The 18,955-nt window shown below is 67.6% G+C and carries 18 protein-coding genes; 15 read left to right on the top strand and 3 right to left on the bottom strand.

Annotation, left to right across the window (positions count from 1 at the left end; translation table 11 throughout):
* Window positions 1-33: 33 nt before the first annotated feature.
* From ABE472_RS11695 to ABE472_RS11655, 9 genes are all read left to right on the top strand, one after another.
* On the top strand, window positions 34-993 hold the full coding sequence (locus tag ABE472_RS11695; RefSeq protein WP_346466238.1) for an acyl-CoA desaturase: 960 nt from the start codon (window positions 34-36) through the stop codon (window positions 991-993).
* 1 nt (window position 994) lies between these two features.
* Window positions 995-2,275 (top strand): FAD-dependent oxidoreductase, encoded by a 1,281-nt coding sequence (locus ABE472_RS11690; RefSeq protein WP_346466237.1) that lies wholly within the window; start codon window positions 995-997, stop codon window positions 2,273-2,275.
* On the top strand, window positions 2,272-3,039 hold the full coding sequence (locus ABE472_RS11685) for a DUF1365 domain-containing protein (protein ID WP_346466236.1): 768 nt from the start codon (window positions 2,272-2,274) through the stop codon (window positions 3,037-3,039). Before ABE472_RS11690 ends, ABE472_RS11685 begins: the two co-directional genes overlap by 4 nt.
* Window positions 3,036-4,292 (top strand): cyclopropane-fatty-acyl-phospholipid synthase family protein, encoded by a 1,257-nt coding sequence (locus ABE472_RS11680; protein ID WP_313219891.1) that lies wholly within the window; start codon window positions 3,036-3,038, stop codon window positions 4,290-4,292. Before ABE472_RS11685 ends, ABE472_RS11680 begins: the two co-directional genes overlap by 4 nt.
* A 1-nt stretch (window position 4,293) precedes the next feature.
* Window positions 4,294-4,851: a DUF2878 domain-containing protein gene (locus tag ABE472_RS11675; protein ID WP_346466235.1), complete on the top strand. Its 558-nt coding sequence runs from the start codon at window positions 4,294-4,296 to the stop codon at window positions 4,849-4,851.
* Window positions 4,848-5,645, top strand: a complete 798-nt coding sequence (locus ABE472_RS11670; protein ID WP_346466234.1) for a DUF1295 domain-containing protein — start codon at window positions 4,848-4,850, stop codon at window positions 5,643-5,645. Before ABE472_RS11675 ends, ABE472_RS11670 begins: the two co-directional genes overlap by 4 nt.
* A complete protein-coding gene (locus ABE472_RS11665; protein WP_346466233.1) occupies window positions 5,642-6,715 on the top strand; it encodes a class I SAM-dependent methyltransferase in 1,074 nt (357 codons plus the stop codon). Before ABE472_RS11670 ends, ABE472_RS11665 begins: the two co-directional genes overlap by 4 nt.
* Before the next feature lie 28 nt (window positions 6,716-6,743).
* The gene (locus tag ABE472_RS11660; RefSeq protein ID WP_259260518.1) at window positions 6,744-7,280 is read left to right on the top strand and encodes a lipocalin family protein; all 537 of its coding nucleotides are present in this window, start codon (window positions 6,744-6,746) and stop codon (window positions 7,278-7,280) included.
* A 144-nt stretch (window positions 7,281-7,424) separates the two neighbouring features.
* Window positions 7,425-9,314 (top strand): RpoH suppressor, encoded by a 1,890-nt coding sequence (locus tag ABE472_RS11655; protein WP_346466232.1) that lies wholly within the window; start codon window positions 7,425-7,427, stop codon window positions 9,312-9,314.
* 154 nt (window positions 9,315-9,468) lie between these two features.
* Here the strand turns inward: ABE472_RS11655 and ABE472_RS11650 are convergent, their stop codons facing one another.
* Window positions 9,469-10,839, bottom strand: coding sequence for a short-chain fatty acyl-CoA regulator family protein (locus tag ABE472_RS11650; RefSeq protein ID WP_346466245.1), 1,371 nt, complete (start codon window positions 10,837-10,839; stop codon window positions 9,469-9,471).
* 111 nt (window positions 10,840-10,950) lie between these two features.
* On the opposite strand from ABE472_RS11650, the gene ABE472_RS11645 reads away from it, so the two are divergent.
* From ABE472_RS11645 to mmsB, 5 genes are read left to right on the top strand one after another with little or no spacing between them, the layout of a single operon-like run.
* Window positions 10,951-12,456: a CoA-acylating methylmalonate-semialdehyde dehydrogenase gene (locus ABE472_RS11645; protein ID WP_346466231.1), complete on the top strand. Its 1,506-nt coding sequence runs from the start codon at window positions 10,951-10,953 to the stop codon at window positions 12,454-12,456.
* Window positions 12,457-12,481: 25 nt separating this feature from the next.
* The gene (locus tag ABE472_RS11640) at window positions 12,482-13,648 is read left to right on the top strand and encodes an acyl-CoA dehydrogenase family protein (protein ID WP_346464224.1); all 1,167 of its coding nucleotides are present in this window, start codon (window positions 12,482-12,484) and stop codon (window positions 13,646-13,648) included.
* Entirely contained in the window at window positions 13,645-14,442 is a 798-nt protein-coding gene (locus tag ABE472_RS11635) for an enoyl-CoA hydratase (protein ID WP_346464223.1), read from the top strand. Before ABE472_RS11640 ends, ABE472_RS11635 begins: the two co-directional genes overlap by 4 nt.
* Window positions 14,439-15,614, top strand: a complete 1,176-nt coding sequence (locus tag ABE472_RS11630) for an enoyl-CoA hydratase/isomerase family protein (RefSeq protein WP_346466230.1) — start codon at window positions 14,439-14,441, stop codon at window positions 15,612-15,614. The genes ABE472_RS11635 and ABE472_RS11630 overlap by 4 nt, the downstream gene beginning before the upstream one ends.
* The gene (mmsB, locus tag ABE472_RS11625) at window positions 15,611-16,501 is read left to right on the top strand and encodes a 3-hydroxyisobutyrate dehydrogenase (RefSeq protein ID WP_346466229.1); all 891 of its coding nucleotides are present in this window, start codon (window positions 15,611-15,613) and stop codon (window positions 16,499-16,501) included. The genes ABE472_RS11630 and mmsB overlap by 4 nt, the downstream gene beginning before the upstream one ends.
* Before the next feature lie 192 nt (window positions 16,502-16,693).
* Here the strand turns inward: mmsB and ABE472_RS11620 are convergent, their stop codons facing one another.
* Both ABE472_RS11620 and ABE472_RS11615 read right to left on the bottom strand, forming a co-directional pair.
* Window positions 16,694-17,476, bottom strand: a complete 783-nt coding sequence (locus tag ABE472_RS11620) for a hypothetical protein (protein ID WP_346466228.1) — start codon at window positions 17,474-17,476, stop codon at window positions 16,694-16,696.
* An 87-nt stretch (window positions 17,477-17,563) separates the two neighbouring features.
* Window positions 17,564-17,989 (bottom strand): organic hydroperoxide resistance protein, encoded by a 426-nt coding sequence (locus ABE472_RS11615; RefSeq protein ID WP_259260512.1) that lies wholly within the window; start codon window positions 17,987-17,989, stop codon window positions 17,564-17,566.
* A gap of 110 nt (window positions 17,990-18,099) precedes the next feature.
* Here ABE472_RS11615 and ABE472_RS11610 point away from each other — a divergent pair, with 110 nt between their 5' ends.
* Window positions 18,100-18,936: an AraC family transcriptional regulator gene (locus ABE472_RS11610; protein ID WP_346466227.1), complete on the top strand. Its 837-nt coding sequence runs from the start codon at window positions 18,100-18,102 to the stop codon at window positions 18,934-18,936.
* Window positions 18,937-18,955 lie beyond the last annotated feature (19 nt).

Here is an 18,955-nt window from a genome sequence, read left to right as displayed (position 1 = left end):
TATCTCCTGATAACGCCTCAGGAGAAGCGAGTCATGTCGGTCAGCCCCACCCCCGACGCAGGACGCACCGCACAGCGACGCCGCTGGGCCACGCTGTGGCGTTGGTTCGATACCAGCACGGATGCGGCGGCTGCGACCGGCCAGCCACAGCGGGTGGACTGGGTACGGGCCATCCCGTTCGCGGCGATGCACCTGGCCTGCCTGGCGGTGATCTGGGTGGGTGTGTCCTGGGTCGCGGTCGGCGTGGCGGTGGCGCTGTACGCGGTGCGCATGTTCGCGATCACCGCCTTCTACCACCGCTACTTCTCGCACCGTACCTTCCGCACCTCGCGCGCCGTGCAGTTCCTCTTCGCGCTGATCGGCGCCTCCAGCGTGCAGCGCGGCCCGCTGTGGTGGGCCGCGCATCACCGCAACCATCATCGCCATACCGACACGGCGGCCGATCCGCATTCGCCCTCGGTGCATGGCTTCTGGTGGAGCCACATGGGCTGGTTCCTGACGGTGGAAGGCTTCCGTACCGACTGGTCGCGCATTCCCGATCTGGCCAAGTATCCCGAACTGCGCTGGCTGGATCGCTTCGACACGCTGGTGCCGATCGCGCTGGCCGCGGCACTGTTCGGCCTGGGTGCGCTGCTGGAGCGCATCGCGCCGGCGTGGGGCACCACCGGTGGGCAGATGCTGGTGTGGGGCTTCTTCATCTCCACCGTGGTGCTGTTCCACGCCACGGTGACCATCAACTCGCTCGCGCACCGTTTCGGCCGCCAGCGCTTCAACACCGGTGACGACAGCCGCAACAATCTGTGGCTCGCCCTGCTGACGTTTGGCGAAGGCTGGCACAACAACCATCACTTCTTCCCGGGCACCGCGCGCCAGGGCTTCTACTGGTGGGAAGTGGATGTCACCTGGTATGGCCTGCGTGCGATGGCCGCACTCGGCCTGGTGCGTGACCTCAAACCCGTGCCGGCCTGGGTGCTGGCCAAGGCGGAGCACTGACATGCGTATCGCCGTGATTGGATCGGGTATCGCCGGCCTCGCCAGTGCGTGGTGGCTGAGCCAGCAGCATGAAGTGACGCTGTTCGAGGCCAATGACTACCTCGGGGGCCACACCCATACGCATGAGGTGGAGGTCGATGGCCGCACGCACGCGGTGGACACCGGCTTCATCGTGTTCAACCCCGCGCACTACCCGTTGCTGACCGGCCTGTTCGAGGAACTGGGCGTGGCCTCGCAGCCGACCACGATGAGCTTCTCGGTGCACAGCGAACGCAGCGGGCTGGAGTACAACGCCACCTCGCTGGACACGCTGTTCTGCCAGCGCCGCAACCTGGTGTCGCCGCGCTTCTGGGGCATGCTGCGCGACCTGCGCCGGTTCTACCGCGAGGCGCCGGCGCTGCTCGCGCGCGACGATGAAGGTCCCTCGCTGGGCGAGTTCCTGGACAAGGGCCGTTACGGCCGCACCTTCATCGACGAACACCTGCTGCCGATGGCCTCGGCGCTGTGGTCGTCGCCGACGGCCAGCCTGGCCGCCTTCCCGGCGCGCTATCTCGTGCAGTTCATGGCCAATCACCAGATGCTGCAGATGACCGGGCGCGCGCCATGGCGCGTGGTGCAGGGCGGCTCGGCGCGGTATGTCGACGCGCTGCGCCGCCGCTGGCAGGTGCGTGAGCGCCTGGAGTGCCCGGTGTTCGGCGTGGAGCGCCACGAGCATGGCGTGCGCGTGCACAGCGCTGCCGGGCTGGAAGGCTTCGATCAGCTGGTGCTGGCCTGTCACAGCGACCAGGCGCTGGCCTTGCTCTCCGATGCCGATCTCACCGAGCGCGCGGTACTGGGCGCGATCCGTTACCAGCCCAACGAGGTGGTGCTGCATACCGACGCCAGCCTGCTGCCGCGTGACCGCAAGGCCTGGGCCGCCTGGAACGCGCATGTGCCGCGCGACCCGCTGGCGCCGTGCACGGTCAGCTACTGCATGAACCTGCTGCAGGGCATCGATACCCCCACGCCCTTGGTGGTCACCCTCAACCGCAGCGAGGCGGTCGATCCGGCCACCGTGCTGCGCCGCCTGCAGTATGCCCATCCCGTGCACGACCACGCGATGGTGCGGGCGCAGCAGCGCTGGACGGAAATCCAGGGCCATCGCCGGACCTGGTTCGCCGGTGCGTACTGGGGCTGGGGCTTCCATGAGGATGGCATCCGCAGTGCCCGCCGCGTGGTCGATGCATTGCAGGCGTTGGATGCCGAGTCCTACTGGCCGCTGGCCGAGGCACTGCCGGCATGACCGCCAGTGCGATCTATCGCGGCTGGATGCGCCATCGGCGGCACGCGCCGCACGCGCACGCGTTCGGCTACCCGATCGCGCAGCTGCTGCTGGACCTGGACGAACTGCCGCGCCTGTTCGAGCGGCGCTGGCTGTGGTCGGTGGGTCGCCGCAACGTGGTCGAGTTCCGCCGCAGCGACTATCTCGGTGCGCCCGATCAGCCGCTGGCCGATGCCGTACGTGCACGCATCACCGAGGCACTGGGCCACGCGCCCGCCGGGCCGATCCGCCTGCTGACGCATCCGCGGTATGCCGGCCATGTCTTCAATCCGGTGAGCTTCTATTACTGCTATGCCGCTGATGGCACCACGCTGGACAGCATCGTGGCGGAGATCACCAACACGCCCTGGAAGGAGCGCCACGCCTACGTGCTGCCGGTGGCGCAGGCCGATGCCCAGGGCCGCGCGCTGTGCTGGTCCTTCGACAAGCAGTTCCACGTCTCTCCCTTCATGCAGATGGACTGCGAGTACCGCTGGCGCTTCACCGCGCCGGGCGATGACCTGCACGTGCACATGCAGGTCTGGCGCGAGGGCGCATGCCAGTTCGACGCCGACCTGGTGATGCAGCGCCATCCGCTCACCGGTCGTGGCCTGGCCAGCGTGCTGCTGCGCTACCCGCTGATGACCCTCAAGGTCGTGGCCGCGATCCACTGGCAGGCGCTGCGCCTGTGGCTCAAGCGCAACCCCGTTCACGACCATCCTTCTCTTGCTGGAAAATCCCCATGAACGACATGACCCGTGCGGTGGCCGTACCGCAACCGTCCGCCCTTGAAGGGTTCCTGCGCGGGCGCCTGCTGGCGCAGCTGGCACCGCTGCGCGGCGGGCACCTGCGGCTGCGCGATGCGGTGGGCGATGTGGTGATCGGCGATCCGGACGTCGCGCCCCAGGTGACGGTCTGGGTGGACGATCCCGGTTTCTACCGCGCGGTGGCCGCACAGGGCAGCGTGGGTGCAGGCGAGGCCTACATCCGCGGTGACTGGCGCTGCGATGACCTGGTCGCGCTGGTGCAGCTGCTGGTACGCAACCGCGATCTGCTCGATGGCATGGAGGGCGGCCCGGCTCGCATCGGCGGCTGGCTGCTGAAAGGCTGGAACCGGCTGCGTCGCAACACGCGCGAAGGCAGCCGCCGCAACATCGCCGCGCACTATGACCTCGGCAATCCGTTCTTCTCGCTGTTCCTGTCCCCGGACCTGATGTACTCCTCGGCGCTGTATGCCAGCCCGGAAGATACGCTCGAGGCTGCGTCCGAGCGCAAGCTGGCCCGCATCTGCGAGCAGCTGCAGCTCACCGCGTCTGATCGCGTGGTCGAGATCGGCACCGGCTGGGGCGGCTTCGCGCTGTACGCGGCGCGCCATATCGGCTGCCACGTCACCACCACCACCATCTCGGTGGAGCAGTACACGCTGGCCAGGCAGCGGGTCGAGGCGGCCGGGCTGCAGGACAAGGTCACCCTGCTGCTCAAGGATTACCGCGATCTGGAGGGCCAGTTCGACAAGCTGGTGTCCATCGAAATGATCGAGGCGATCGGCGCGCAGTACCTGGACACCTACTTCGCCACGCTTACCCGCCTGCTCAAGGATGACGGTCTGGCGCTGCTGCAGGCCATCACCATCGAAGACCAGCGTTACGAGCAGGCGCGGCGCAGCGTCGATTACATCAAGCGCTTCGTGTTCCCCGGCAGCTTCATCCCCTCGATCAACGCCATCGTGGCCGCCAAGACCCGCAGCAGTGATCTGCAGCTGATCGGCCAGCACGACTTCGGGCCCTCCTACGCACTCACGCTGCGCGCGTGGCGCCAGCGCTTCCTGGCCCAGCTGCCGGCGGTGCGCGCACAGGGCTTCGATGCGGGCTTCATCCGCATGTGGGAGTTCTACCTGGCGTATTGCGAAGGTGGCTTCCTGGAGCGCTCGATCGGCGTCTCGCACCTGTTGATGGCGCGCCCGGGCTACCGGCCCGCGCTGATGGCCGGGGAGGCCTGACGTGCCACGCTTCTGGGCCAACGTGATCGGCAACCAGCTGGTCTGGCTCTGCGCCGTGATCGGGGCCGGTCACGGGCTGCGCTGGCCCGCGCTGTTGGCAGCGGCGGCTTACGTGGGCACTCAGTTGGCCTGGTCCGCGCAGCCGTCAGTGGAGATCAGATTGATGCTGGTGGCGATCGCCTGCGGGTTGGTCGTAGACGGGCTGGCCGGCGCCTCCGGTTGGGTGACGTACGCGGCCGGCAATGATCCGGCGTGGCTGGCCCCGGTCTGGATCCTCGCGCTGTGGGCTGCCTTCGCAATGACGCTCACGGTGTCGTTCGCGACGCTGCAGCGGCATCTGCGCCTTGCGGCGCTGGTCGGTCTGCTGTTGGCGCCGCTGGCGTATCTGTCCGCCGCGCGCGGCTGGTCGTCGGTGGTGTTCGCCACACCGCAGTGGCGCGGTGTGCTGCTGCTCGGCCTCGGCTGGGCGATCGCACTGCCGGTGCTTGCGGCGTGCGCCCGTCATTGGCAGACCCGCGCGGTACCGCTCGCCACCCTTGCTCCAGGAGACACACGATGAAGATGCTGTGGGTGGTGTGGCTGTACGCCGCCGTGATCATGACCTGGGGCTGGTGGTGGCAGCGCCGGCACCAGAACATCGGCGTGGTCGATGTGCTGTGGGCCAAGGGTGTGGGTGCGTCTGCCCTGTTGCTGGCACTGCTCGGCGATGGCGCGGCGATGCCGCGGATCGCGTTGGCGGTGCTGGGCGGCCTGTGGGGGTCACGTCTGGCGCTGCACCTGTGGCACCGCGTGCGCAGCGAGCCCGAGGACGGTCGCTACCAGCATCTGCGCAAGCATTGGAACGGCCATCAGGGAAAGATCTTCGGTTTCTTCCAGTTCCAGGCAGTGCTGATCGTGCTGTTCGCGCTGCCCTTCGTGGCGGTGTCGGTGAATCCGGAAGCACATGGCTGGGGTTGGGTGATCGCGGCCGTGGCGATGTGGCTGCTGAGCGTGGGCGGCGAATCGCTGGCCGACCGTCAGCTGGCGCGCTTCCGTGCCGATCCGGCCAACAAGGGCAAGACCTGCCGCGATGGGCTGTGGCGCTACTCGCGGCATCCCAACTATTTCTTCGAATGGCTGCACTGGTTCACCTACGTGCTGCTGGCCGTGCAGTCGCCGTTGTGGTGGCTGGCGTGGTCCGGCCCGCTGGTGATGTACGTGTTCCTGCGCTTGGTCAGCGGCATTCCCTTCACCGAGGCGCAGGCGCTGCGCTCGCGCGGTGAGGATTACCGCGAGTACCAACGCACCACGCCGATGCTGTTTCCGTGGTTCCCCTCCCGTTCGTCGTCTGCCCGCAAGGAATCTTCACCATGAATGTCGCCATTGACCGTCTTCCGCTGCCGGACTACGCACCGGGCCTGACCGGCCTGGCCGAACGCGGGGTGCTGCCCGATGCGCTGTTGCGGCTGGGCATCCGCCGCCAGTGCGAGCAGCGCCTGCGCGAAGAGCTGGCCGGCGGTCAGCAGGTGCAGTCGCAGCGCTTTGCGGCGCGCATCGCCGGGCTGGCCAGCAGCGCGGTGGCGCTGCACGTGGATGCGGCCAATCGCCAGCACTATGAAGTGCCGGCCGAATTCTTCCACCGCTGCCTCGGCAAGCGCCTGAAGTACAGCAGCTGCTACTACGCCACGGGCACTGAAACCCTGGACGAGGCCGAAGAGGCGATGCTCGCGCTGTACGGTGAGCGCGCGCAGCTGGCCGATGGGCAGCATATTCTTGAGCTGGGCTGCGGCTGGGGTTCGCTGACGCTGTGGATGGCCGAGCGCTATCCGAACGCGCAGATCACCGCCGTCTCCAACTCCAACAGCCAGCGCGAGTACATCCTGGGGCAGTGTCGTGCACGTGGCCTGATCAACGTCACCGTGCTGACCCGTGACGTGAATCACCTGACGCTCGATGCCGAGACCTTCGATCGCTGCGTCTCGATCGAGATGTTCGAGCACATGCGCAACTACCCGCAGCTGCTGCAGCGCATCCATTCGTGGCTGCGGCCCGAGGGCAAGCTGTTCGTGCACATCTTCGTGCACCGCACGCTGATGTACCCGTTCGAAACCGAGGGCGACGACAACTGGATGGGCCGCCACTTCTTCACCGGTGGCCTGATGCCGGCCGCCGACACCCTGTTGTTCTTCCAGCAGCATCTGCAGCTGCAGCAGCGCTGGCTGCTGGATGGCACGCATTACGAGCGCACCGCCAACCACTGGCTGGCCAACCAGGACCGCGAGAAAGAAGCCGTGATGGCGGTGCTGCGCCAGACCTACGGCGATGCCTCGGCCGCGTTGTGGCACCAGCGCTGGCGCATGTTCTGGATGGCCTGCGCAGAGTTGTTCGGCTACCAGCAGGGCCAGCAGTGGCAGGTGGCCCACTACCTGTTCAACCGTCCGTGATCACCCCACGTTCCTGGAGGAAGCTGTCATGTCCATCCGTGCTCTCGTTCCCCTGCTGGTTGTCGGCATGATGCTCGGCGGCTGCAGCGGCAACACCCGTCCGATCCCGCCCGTGGCGCATGTGGACGTGCCGCGCTTCATGGGCGACTGGTACGTGATCGCGCATATCCCCAGCCGACCCGAGCGTGAGGCGTTCGATGCCGTGGAGTCCTACGCACTGCGTCCGGACGGCCGCATCCAGACCACCTTCCGTTATCGCAAGGGCAGCTTCCAGGCACCGATCAAGACCATGCACCCGGTCGGGACGGTCAAGGAAGGCACCGGCGGCGCGATCTGGGGCATGCAGTTCATCTGGCCGATCCAGGCCGAGTACGTGATCGTGGACCTGGATCCGGACTACAAGCAGACCATCGTGGGTCGCAGTAAGCGCGACTACATGTGGCTGATGGCGCGCACCCCGACCATCTCCGATGCCGACTATCAAGCGGCCATGACCCGCATCGCCGCGCTCGGTTACGACCTGTCCCAGGTGCGGCGCGTGCCGCAGTCCGGCAACGCTGAATAAGCGGTTCCGTGCCGCGCTTCTCAGGCCCTGAGAAGCGCGCAGGCGATACTGTCGGCATCGATCTTCCGGGTGCCTGCCTCGTGGTGGGTGCCGCTGGGGAGGGTGCGTGGATCGGCCACGCACGGGCGGACAGAGGACGGCAACGTGGCGGACAAATACTGCGATCTGGTCATGAAGGGCGGCATCACCAGCGGCATCGTGTATCCCAACGCGGTGCTGTCGCTGGCCCGTGAGTACCGCTTCAAGAGCATCGGCGGTACCTCGGCCGGCGCCATTGCGGCCGCCGTGGCCGCCGCGGCCGCGCTGGGCGATCGGCGTCGCCAGGCCGGGGAGCCGCTAGCGGCGGCGGTGGGCTTTCCGGGGCTGGCCGACGTGTCCGCGCAGCTGTCCCGGCAGGGCTTCATCCACAGCCTGTTCCAACCGGCGTATGGCGCGCGTACCGCGTATCGCCTGCTGGTGATGCTCACCGGCAAGGCGGGCCTGCTGCGCAAGGTCGCCTGTCTGCTCGCCGCGGTATTCGCCATCGCGCCGGTGGAGCTGCTGGTCTCACTGGCCGGCCTGCTCGGGATCGGTTATCTGGCAGGGGGCATCGACGGCATCTGGGCAACGTTACTGCCCTCGCTGCTGTGCGCCTACGGGGCCGGTGTACTGGCCTCGGCGCTGCGCGTTGCCCGCGTCGCCCGCCGCAACCTGCTCGGCCTGTGCAATGGCAGCACCCAGCCAAACGCCTCCGCGCCGGCGTTGACGGATTGGCTGCACACCCAGCTGCAGGCCTTGGCCGGCAAGCCGCATGACCAGCCATTGACCTTCGGCGATCTGCACACGGCGCCGCGCTATCCCGGCGAGGCCAGCGGCGCGCATGCGATCACGCTGCAGATGATCACCACCTGCGTGTCGCACAGTGAGCCGCGCACGTTGCCGTTCAACGCGGCGCACTTCTGGTTCCTGCGCGAGGAATTCGCGCAGCTGTTTCCGGCCAGCGTGGTCGAGTGGCTGATGGCACGAGCGGGCCCTCCGCAACAGGTCGATGGGCGCGATTACTACCGCCTGGTTGATGGCGAGGATCTGCCGGTGCTGGTCGCCACGCGGATGAGCCTGAGCTTCCCGCTGCTGATCAGCGCGGTGCCGCTGCATGAGCCGGCCCGTCGCGAACGCCGCTGTGAGCCGGTGGCCGATGCCGAACCCCGGCGCGACAACACCAACGTCGCCGACAGCATGGAAGGGCTCACCAGCGGTGGCCAGAACTGCGGCCCGGTGATCACCGCGTTCCGTGTGTGCTGGTTCTCCGATGGCGGCATCAGCAGCAACTTCCCGATCCACCTGTTCGACGCCGCGTTGCCGCGCTGGCCGACCTTCGGCATCAATCTGGTCTACGCGCAGCCTGCCGACGCCGTGAGCGTGGTGGCTGAGGGCGACGCGCATGCGCGCGCGGAGCAGGCCGTGTTCCTGCCCACCGAGAACCGCCATGGCTGGCAACGCACCTACCACGCCATCGCGCAGCCGATGGCCGCGGCGGAGATGTCCGGTTTCCTGTTTTCGATCGTATCGACCATGCAGAACTGGCGTGATGTGCTGCAGGCCCGCGCGCCGGGCTACCGCGACCGCATCGTGCATGTCGCGCTGGAGGGCGACGAGGGCGGCATGAACCTGGACATGCCGCAGGCCGTGCTCAGCCGCATCGCCGACAAGGGCAGCATCGCCGGGGAGCGCTTCTGCGATTTCTCCTTTGCCAACCACTACTGGATCCGCTGGCGCAATCTGGCCTCGGCCTACCAGCGCTACACGCTGGATGTGGCACGCACCGATGACCCCGCACAACGCGTGGCGGCATACGAAGCGGCGTATCAAAGTGTGGCCACCGGCATGCCGGTGCCGCCGTCCTACCGATTGAGTTCGGAAGACAAACGGCGCGAATCGCAGCAGCTGTGGCGGCACATGGTCGAGCAGGGCCAGACCTGGGAAGACCTCGGGCCGGACCTCACCGACGGCGCACCGCGTCCGCTGCCGCAGATGAAGGTCACGCCGATCTACTGAGTCGGCGATGGACCGCATCCCGATCCGACCTGCCCGCCGTTGGTCGGCTTCCCGTTAAACGTCACATGACCGGTAGAGCCGACCGTTGGTCGGCAGCTCTTCGCAACGGTGCCAACACTCGCGGCATCGGACGCAAGTCGACCAACGGTCGACGCTACCCGCGTCCCGGCAGCTGCGGGAACGCGCGCTGCATGCAATCCTCGCGCGGGCACACCCGGCAGCCCGGGCCGATCGAGACCGAGTTGCCCGGGCTCTGGATATCCAGCCCACGTGTGTAGATCAGCCGTTCGGCATGCTGCAGGTCGCAGCCCAGCGCCACTGCGAAGGTCTTGCGCGGTTGCCCGTGCCCGATAGGCCCACTGCTGACCTGCCGCGCCAGCCAGAAGTGGCGGCGTCCGTCAGGCATGCGCGCGGTCTGGGTCAGTACGCGCCCCGGTTGGTTGAAGGCTTCGTACACGATCCACAGCGGGCACGAGCCGCCCACCTGTGAGAAGTGGAAATCGGTGGCCGAATGCCGTTTGGAGACATTGCCGGCGCGGTCCACACGGATGAAGAAGAACGGCAGGCCGGGCGCGCTGCGTCGCGCCAGCGTGCTCAAGCGATGGCAGACCGCCTCGAAGCCCACGCCGAAGCGATGGGCGAGCGCATCGATGTCGTATGCGCTGTGCTCGGCGGCGCGCAGGAACTGCGCATACGGCATCACCAGCGCACCGGCGAAGTAGTTGGACATGCCGATCCGCGCCTGCGCGATCTGCTCCGCTTCGCCGAAGCCCGCGCGGGCGATCACCGCATCGATCTGCGCCGCATAGCCCAGCAACGCCAGCTCGGCGGCCATCTGGAATGCCTGCTGGCCCGGCTCCAGATAGTCGGGCAGCCACAAGGTGCGGCTGCCGCCGTCGTAGACGCGCTTCTCGCGCCCGGCCTGCAGCGGCCCCACTTCCACCAGCACGCCATGGCGGTCGGCCAGCAGCTGGCGCAGGCGCGGCGCCACGTGCCCGGCCACCAGCCCCCATTCGCCGAACAGCTGCTCGGCCAGGTCATCCAGCTCGGGGATGTGGTTGTGCATGCGGTTGAAGAAATCGCGGACCTGATCGCCCGCGGGCAACGCCTGCCCGGCGTGCACATCACCCAGCTGGAACTCCAGCGCGGCGGCATGCTCGCGCAGCATCAGGTGGCGGCGGTGCAGGTCGAGCAGGGCACGGCTGATCTGCGGCAGGTTGCCCGCCATCGCGCGCAGTTCGGTGCTGCTGACATCGGCCAGGCCCAGGTCGCGCAGGGTCTCGCCCAGCGATTCCTGCAGCGCGCCGGGGTCATCGACCTCGAACAGCTCGCTGACGTCGCCCAGTACGGCACGCAGCTTGCCCTGCACCGCCGGGGTCAGCGGCCGCTTGTTGCGCTCGATCTGGTTCAGGTAGCTGGCCGACAGCCCCAGCGCCCTGGCCAGGGCCAGCTGGCTATAGCCGCGCTGCTCCCGCAGCTTCAGCAGGCGCAGGCCGATCTGACGATGAGTGGGCTGGGTATTCACAGAATTCACAAGAATCGTAGCGGGCATTGGCCAGATTAAGCGTATACAGGCCGGAAATCGAGGGTGGCACTGTGAATAATGCCAACAACTTTCGACCCGCCGGGATTGTCCATGACTGTTGCAGCGCCCCGTATCCGCATGTTGATCGATGGCCAGTTCATCGAATCGGCCAGCTCGCACTGGCAGAACGTGGTCAATCCGGCCACCCAGGACGTCCTGGCCCAGGTCCCGTTCGCCACCCCCAGCGAAGTCGACGCCGCCGTCGCCTCGGCCAAGGAAGCGTTCAAGACCTGGCGCCGGACCCCGATCGGCACCCGCGCGCGCATCTTCCTGAAGTACCAGCAGCTGATCCGCGAGAACATGAGCGAGCTGGCCCACATCCTCAGCGCCGAGCAGGGCAAGACCGTGCCGGATGCCGAGGGCGATGTGTTCCGTGGCCTGGAAGTGGTCGAGCACGCTGCCGCGATCGGCAACCTGCAGCTCGGTGAGCTGGCCAACAACGTGGCCAACGGCGTGGACACCTACACCCTGCTGCAGCCGCTCGGCGTCTGCGCGGGCATCACCCCGTTCAACTTCCCGGCGATGATTCCGCTGTGGATGTTCCCGATGGCCATCGCCACCGGCAACACCTTCATCCTCAAGCCGTCCGAGCAGGACCCGATGGTCACCATGCGCCTGGTCGAACTGGCGCTGGAAGCGGGTATCCCCAAGGGCGTGCTGAACGTCGTGCACGGCGGCGAAGAGGTGGTCAACGCGATCTGCGACCACCCGGATATCAAGGCCGTTTCGTTCGTCGGTTCCACCCGCGTCGGCACCCATGTGTACAACCGCGCCTCGCTGGCCGGCAAGCGCGTGCAGTGCATGATGGGCGCCAAGAACCACGCCGTGGTGCTGCCGGATGCGAACAAGGAACAGAGCCTCAACGCGATGGTCGGTGCCGCCTTCGGTGCGGCCGGCCAGCGCTGCATGGCCGCCTCCACCCTGGTGCTGGTCGGCGAAGCACGCGAGTGGGTGCCGGACCTGGTGGCCAAGGCCAAGACGCTGAAGGTCAGCGGCGGCAGTGTCGCCGGTACCGACGTCGGTCCGGTGATCTCCTGCGCCGCGCGTGAGCGTGTCGAAGGCCTGATCGCCTCGGGCGTGGAGCAGGGCGCCAAGCTGGTGCTCGATGGCCGCAACCCGCAGGTCGATGGCTTCGAGAAGGGCAACTTCGTTGGTCCGACCATCTTCGCCGGCGTGACGCCGGGGATGCGCGTGTACGACGAGGAAATCTTCGGGCCGGTGCTGGTGATCCTGGAAGCGGACACCCTGGAAGATGCCATCGCACTGATCAACGCCAACCCCAACGGCAACGGCACCGCGCTGTTCACCCAGTCCGGCGCGGCCGCCCGCAAGTTCCAGGAAGACATCGACGTCGGCCAGGTCGGCATCAACGTGCCGATCCCGGTGCCGGTGCCGCTGTTCTCGTTCACCGGCTCGCGTGCCTCCAAGCTCGGCGACCTGGGCCCGTACGGCAAGCAGGTGGTGATGTTCTACACCCAGACCAAGACCATCACCTCGCGCTGGTTCGATGACGAGACGCTGGGTCATGGCGTCAACACCACCATCAGCCTGAAGTAAGCAACAGCAACAACGGAGTTCGACCATGAGCCACTCGATGACGACGGAACTCGACGAAGCGCAGCAGGCCTATAGAGAGGCAGCGCGTGACTTCGCCCAGGCCGAACTGGCGCCGCACGCCGCGCGATGGGATGCGGAGGGCATCTTTCCGCGCGAGGCGATCGCCAAGGCAGGGGAACTCGGGTTCTGTGGTTTGTACATGGATCCCGAGGTCGGTGGCAGCGGCTTGAGCCGTCTGGACGCCGCCGTCGTCATCGAGGAGCTCGCCAATGTGGATCCGTCCACGGCGGCCTATGTCAGCATCCACAACATGGCGTCGTGGATGGTGGCCAAGTGGGGCCAGGAGAGCCTGCGTGCCGCGTGGGGTGCAGACCTCTCGTCCGGCACCAAGCTGGCCTCGTACTGCCTGACCGAGCCGGGTGCCGGCTCGGACGCGGCCTCGCTGAAGACCAGCGCGGTGCGTGACGGCGACGATTACGTACTCAACGGCTCCAAAGCCTTCATCTCCGGCGCCGGTGCCACCGAGCTGCTGGTGGTGATGGCGCGTACCGGGGGTCCGGGCGCGGGTGGCATCAGCGCGATCGCGGTGCCGGCCGATCTGCCGGGCATCAGCTACGGCCGCAAGGAAGAGAAGATGGGCTGGAACAGCCAGCCGACCCGCGGCATCACGTTCGAGAACGTGCGCGTGCCGGTGAGCCATCTGCTCGGCGAGGAAGGCAGCGGCTTCAAGCTGGCCATGAAGGGCCTGGACGGCGGCCGCATCAACATCGCCGCCTGTTCGCTGGGCGCAGCCCAGGGCGCACTGGATGCCGCCCGCCGCTACATGGGCGAGCGCCGCCAGTTCGGCAAGGCGCTGTCGGAGTTCCAGGCACTGCAGTTCAAGCTGGCCGACATGGCGACCCAGCTGGTCGCCGCACGGCAGATGGTGCACACCGCCGCGCGCAAGCTTGATGCTGGTGCCAGCGATGCCAACGTGTGGTGCGCGATGGCCAAGCGCTTCGCCACCGATGCCGGCTTCAACATCTGCAACGATGCGCTGCAGATCCACGGCGGTTACGGCTATATCCGCGAATACCCGATTGAACGGCTGCTGCGCGATTCGCGCGTGCACCAGATCCTGGAGGGCACCAACGAGATCATGCGTGTGATCGTGGCCCGCCACCTGCTCAACACTGAAGAGGAACTGCGATGATGGAGTGGCGCCAGCATGATCATGTCGGCCTGAAGGTCGAGGCCGATGGCCACGTCGCGGTCATCACCCTCAACAATCCGCCGGCGCATACCTGGACCGTGCACAGCCTGTCCGCGCTGCGCGATCTGGTCGACGCACTCAATGCAGACCGCGATATCTACGCGCTGGTGATCACCGGCGATGGCGAGAAGTTCTTCTCCGCCGGTGCCGACCTGAAGCAGTTCGCCTCCGGCGACAAGGCCGCCGCACGCGAAGCTGCACGTCGCTTCGGCGAGGCGTTCGAAGCCCTGTCCGGGTTCCGTGGTGTCTCCATCGCGGCAATCAACGGCTACGCGATGGGTGGCGGCCTGGAATGCGCGCTGGCCTGCGACCTGCGCATCATCGAAGAACACGCCCAGGTGGCGCTGCCGGAGGCCACCGTCGGCCTGCTGCCGTGCGCCGGCGGCACCCAGAACCTGCCGCGTCTGGTTGGCGAAGGCTGGGCCAAGCGCATGATCCTGCTCGGCGAGCGCATCGATGCGGATACCGCACTGCGTATCGGCCTGGTCGAAGAAAAGGTGGGCAAGGGCGAAGCCAAGGCACTGGCGCTGGCATGGGCGCACAAGGCCGGCAAGCAGAGCCCGACCAGCATCGCCGCGTGCAAGACGCTGGTGCAGGCCACCCGCACCGGTACCCACGCCTCGGCGCTGGTCGCCGAACGCGAGGCCTTCGTCGATCTGTTCGACAGCGCCGACCAGGCCGAAGGCGTGAACGCCTTCCTGGAAAAGCGCGCTGCGCAATGGAAGAACGCATGAGCACCGCCGTCGCCCATGACGAGGCGCCGGTGCTGTTCGAAGAGCGCGCCGCCGGCAACGGCACGCGCATCGGTATCGCCACGCTCAACGCCGCCCGCACCCTCAACGGGTTCTCGCTGCCGATGGCGCACCTGCTGCGCGAGCGGCTGGAGGCCTGGGCGCTCGATGATGGCATCGCGCTGGTCGTGCTGCAGGGCGCGGGCGAAAAAGCGTTCTGCGCCGGCGGCGACCTGCACAGCCTGTACCGCAGCATGGTCGACTACCGCGAGAGCGGGAAGACCGACATCCGCGACAACGCCTACGCCGCCGAGTTCTTCGACGTCGAGTACCGCGTTGACTATGCGATCCACACCTATCCCAAGCCGATCCTGTGCTGGGGCCATGGCATCGTCATGGGCGGTGGCATCGGCCTGATGTCCGGGGCCAGCCACCGCGTGGTCAGCGAGCGCTCCAAGCTGGCGTTCCCGGAGATCACCGTCGGCCTGTTCCCGGACGTGGGCGGCAGCTGGCTGCTGCCGCGCGTGCCCGGCCACGGCGGCCTGTTCCTGGCCCTGACCGGTGCGCCGCTCAACGCCGGCGATGCGATCTACGCCGGCCTGGCGGATATCCACATCGCCGAGGCACAGCGCGAGACCGTGTTCAACGCGCTGGCGGGCGTGCACTGGAGCCGCGAGGCCAAGCGCAACCACGAACAGTTGACCGCACTGCTGCAGCAACACGCCAGCGATGCGGCCACCGGCCCATTGCTGCGCAATGCCGCCACCGTGGATGCGCTGTGCGCCGGTGACGACGTCGGCGCGATCGTCGAGGCGATCCTTGCCCTGGAGACCGAGGACGCCTGGTTGAAGACCGCGCAGGCCACGCTCGCCGCCGGTGCGCCCGGCTCGGCGCGGCTCGCGTTCGAGCTGCAGCGCCTGGCCGAGGGCGCCTCGTTGGCCGAGGTCTACCGCATCGAGTACATCGCAGCACTGCATGCGGCCGCCCATGGCGATTTCGCCGAAGGCATCCGCGCGCTGCTGATCGACAAGGACCGCACCCCGAAGTGGCAGCCGCGCACGCTGGCGGACGCCACGGCCGAGTGGGCCCGCACCTTCTTCGTTTCGCCGTGGTCCGATGCCGCGCATCCGCTGGCCGACCTCGGTGCCACCGTCCCTGAAAGGAGCAACGCATGAGCCGTATTGCATTCATCGGGTTGGGCAACATGGGTGGCCCGATGGCCGCCAACCTGGCCAAGGCCGGTCACACCGTGCGCGTATTCGATCTGGTGCCCGCCGCCGTGCAGGCCGCCGTCGATGCCGGCGCCACCGCCGCCAGCTCGGCGCTGGACACGCTGACCGATGCCGAGATCGTGATCTCGATGCTGCCGGCCAGCCGCCACGTCGAAGGCGTGTACCTGGGCGATGACGGCCTGCTGGCCGATATCCCGGGTGGCGCGCTGATCATCGATTGCAGCACCATCGCCCCGGCCACCGCCCGCAAGGTCGCCGAAGCGGCCGCCGCGCGTGGCCTGCAGATGCTGGATGCCCCGGTGTCCGGCGGTACCGCAGGTGCCCAGGCCGGCGCGCTGACCTTCATCGTCGGCGGCGAAGCCGAGGCGCTGGAGCGTGCGCGCCCGCTGCTGCAGGCAATGGGCAAGAACATCTTCCACGTCGGTGCCAGCGGTGCCGGCCAGGTCGCCAAGCTGTGCAACAACATGGCGCTGGGCGTGATCATGGCGGTGACCGGTGAGTCCATCGCCCTGGGCGTGGCACACGGGCTGGACCCGAAGGTGCTCTCGCAGATGATGGCGGTCAGCACCGGCCGCAGCTGGGCCACCGAAGTGTGCAACCCGTGGCCCGGCGTGCTCGAAAACGCCCCGGCCTCGCGCGGCTACAGCGGCGGCTTCGGCAGCGACCTGATGCTCAAGGACATGGGCCTGGCGGTGGAAGCGGCGATGAGTGTCGGTGCCTCGATCCCGCTCGGCGAACTGGCCCGCAACCTGTACTCGATGAATCACCAGGCCGGTCGCGGCAAGCTGGATTTCTCCAGCGTGGTGCAGCTGATCACGCACGACAAGTAACGGGTAGTGCCGGCCGCTGGCCGGCAACTTCACTATCGAAACCGACGACATCCGGCTTCACCGGTAGGCAACGACCGTTGGTCGTTGCAACGGAACAGGATGCATCCCATGGGTACGCCCACGGGATCCACCGCGGTGGGATGGGCGGTTGCCAGACGTTTGCGTCAGGCAGCCGCCCATTTTTTTTTCGGGTCACTCGGCCGTCGCCGGCGCGCCCGGCAAGTCCCGGCAGCGTGCCTGCATATGCTCGCCACCGGGTGTGCCGGCACGGATCTCCCCGTCCTGCAACCACCCGTAGATTTCGCGCCGCACGCGATACGCCGCATCGGCTGACTCGACCACGTCTGTATTGTCGCTGGCGAGCGGGGCACCCGGCAGCGCAGCCTCCGGGATCCTGCCCAGGACCGCCAGCTGCGTGCACAGACCGGCGTAGTAGGCAGTGCGCTCGTCAACTGCACCGCGATCACCGGCGGCGAAGCCCAGGGCGTGGAAGGTTTCATGCGCGACCAGGTCCACGAGGTTGGCCTCGGTCCGCGCGCGCGATTCGTACACGCGCATGGCCAAGGTCAGATGCGGCACGCGGAAGCGCAGCGATCGGGTGCGCAGGTTCAGGCGCGTTCCGTGGGGCACGAGCAGTGCCGTATAGGCCGCGCGTCGCTCGGGATACCACTGCTGCGCGTGGCGTGCAGCGGCATCGATCAGGGCGCAGGCATCGGTAGCCGGCAGGGTCGCCGGCGGATAGGCCGCGATCCGGATGCGGGTTGCCGCGTCAGGGCAGGCGTAGGTCTCTGGCAGCCCGGGTGCAGCCGTGCCGGGCAGATACAGATCGGTCACCACGTGCACGAACCCGGCGCCGCGGAAGAGAGACAGCGCGTTCATCCCGTTCGAGGCGATCGCCTCGGGTGGCGCGATGGGAGCGGTAGCGCAGCCCCCCAGAAAACCGCTGAGCAACAGCGCGACCAGAATCCTGTGCATGTCCGTTTGCCAGTGAGGATCGTCTGGCCAGTCTACGGTGGCGACGGGGATGTGTGCCCGTCGCCACGGCAGGTCATGCGGAGGGGATCAGACCACCGTCAGCGTCACGTCGATGTTGCCGCGGGTCGCATTCGAGTACGGGCACACGATGTGCGCCTTCTGCACCAGCGCTTCGACCTGCTCGCGCGGCAGGCCCGGGACCGAGATCTCCAGCGCCACTTCGATGCCGAAGCCGGTCGGGATCTGGCCGATGCCGACCTTGCCGGTGATCTGCGTTTCCGCCGGCAGGGCGACCTTGGCCTGGCCAGCCACGTACTTCAGCGCGCCCAGGAAGCAGGCCGAGTAGCCCGCGGCGAACAGCTGCTCCGGGTTGGTGCCCGGGCCGCCCGCACCGCCCAGCTCGCGCGGGGTGGAGAGCTGGATGTCCAGCACGTTGTCGGAAGAGACGGCGCGGCCGTCGCGGCCGCCGTTGGCAGTGGCCTGGGCGGTATACAGAACGTTGGCAATGGACATGGGAATCTCCTGCGGAGTGAAAAGGGTGGGCCAGATGGCAGGTGTACTGTGCGCGCCCGCATCGTACTTGTGGCAACATTTCGTCCAGAAAACTTGATCTGGAGTCCGCCATGGTCGACCGACTGCAATCCCTGCTGGACCGTTTCGCGGTGTCTGCCGAGGTCTTCCACGCGGGCGCGCTGTGCGGCATCAACGATCTGCCCGGCGATGGCGAGCGTGGTCAACTGCATCTGATCCGCGAGGGCCATGTACGCGTCGAGCACCCGGATGGCAGCACGCTGCAGATCACCACGCCCAGCGTGCTGCTGTACCCGCGCCCGCTCGCGCACCGCTTCGTCACCGATGCCACGCGGGGCGCGGATTTCGCGTGCGCCAACCTGCAGTTCGAAGGGGGCGCCAACAACCCGGTCGCCGCTGCGCTGCCGCCGATCGTCTGCCTGCCGCTGGAGGGCTTGTACGGCGGCCAGCCGGTGCTGTCACTGCTGTTCGAAGAAGCCTTCGCGCAGCGCTGCGGCCGCCAGGCGCTGCTGGATCGTCTGTTTGAAGTCGTGCTCATCCAGATCCTGCGCGCGCTGATGGAAAGCGGTCAGATCCGCGTCGGCCTGCTCGCCGGCATGGCCCATCCGCGCCTGCGTCACGCGCTGGTGGCGATGCATGAAGCGCCCGCCGACGAGTGGACGCTGGAGTCGCTCGCGCAGCGCGCCGGCATGTCACGCAGCGCCTTCGCCGACAGCTTCCGCGACACCATCGGCAGTACGCCCGGTCATTACCTGCAGGGCTGGCGCACCCGCCTGGTGCAGCAGGCGCTGCGCCGCGGCCATCCGCTCAAGCGCATCGCCATCGACGTGGGCTACGGCAGCGAAGCAGCGTTGTCGCGCGCGTTCAAGGCGCAGACAGGGCAGTCGCCGCGGCAGTGGAAACAGGGCAGTTTGGCCACCGAACGATAACGCGATGCACGCCGACGTC

Source organism: Stenotrophomonas sp. TWI809 (assembly GCF_039673205.1).
Lineage (GTDB): Bacteria > Pseudomonadota > Gammaproteobacteria > Xanthomonadales > Xanthomonadaceae > Stenotrophomonas.
This window is presented reverse-complemented; position numbering and strand designations above follow the sequence as displayed.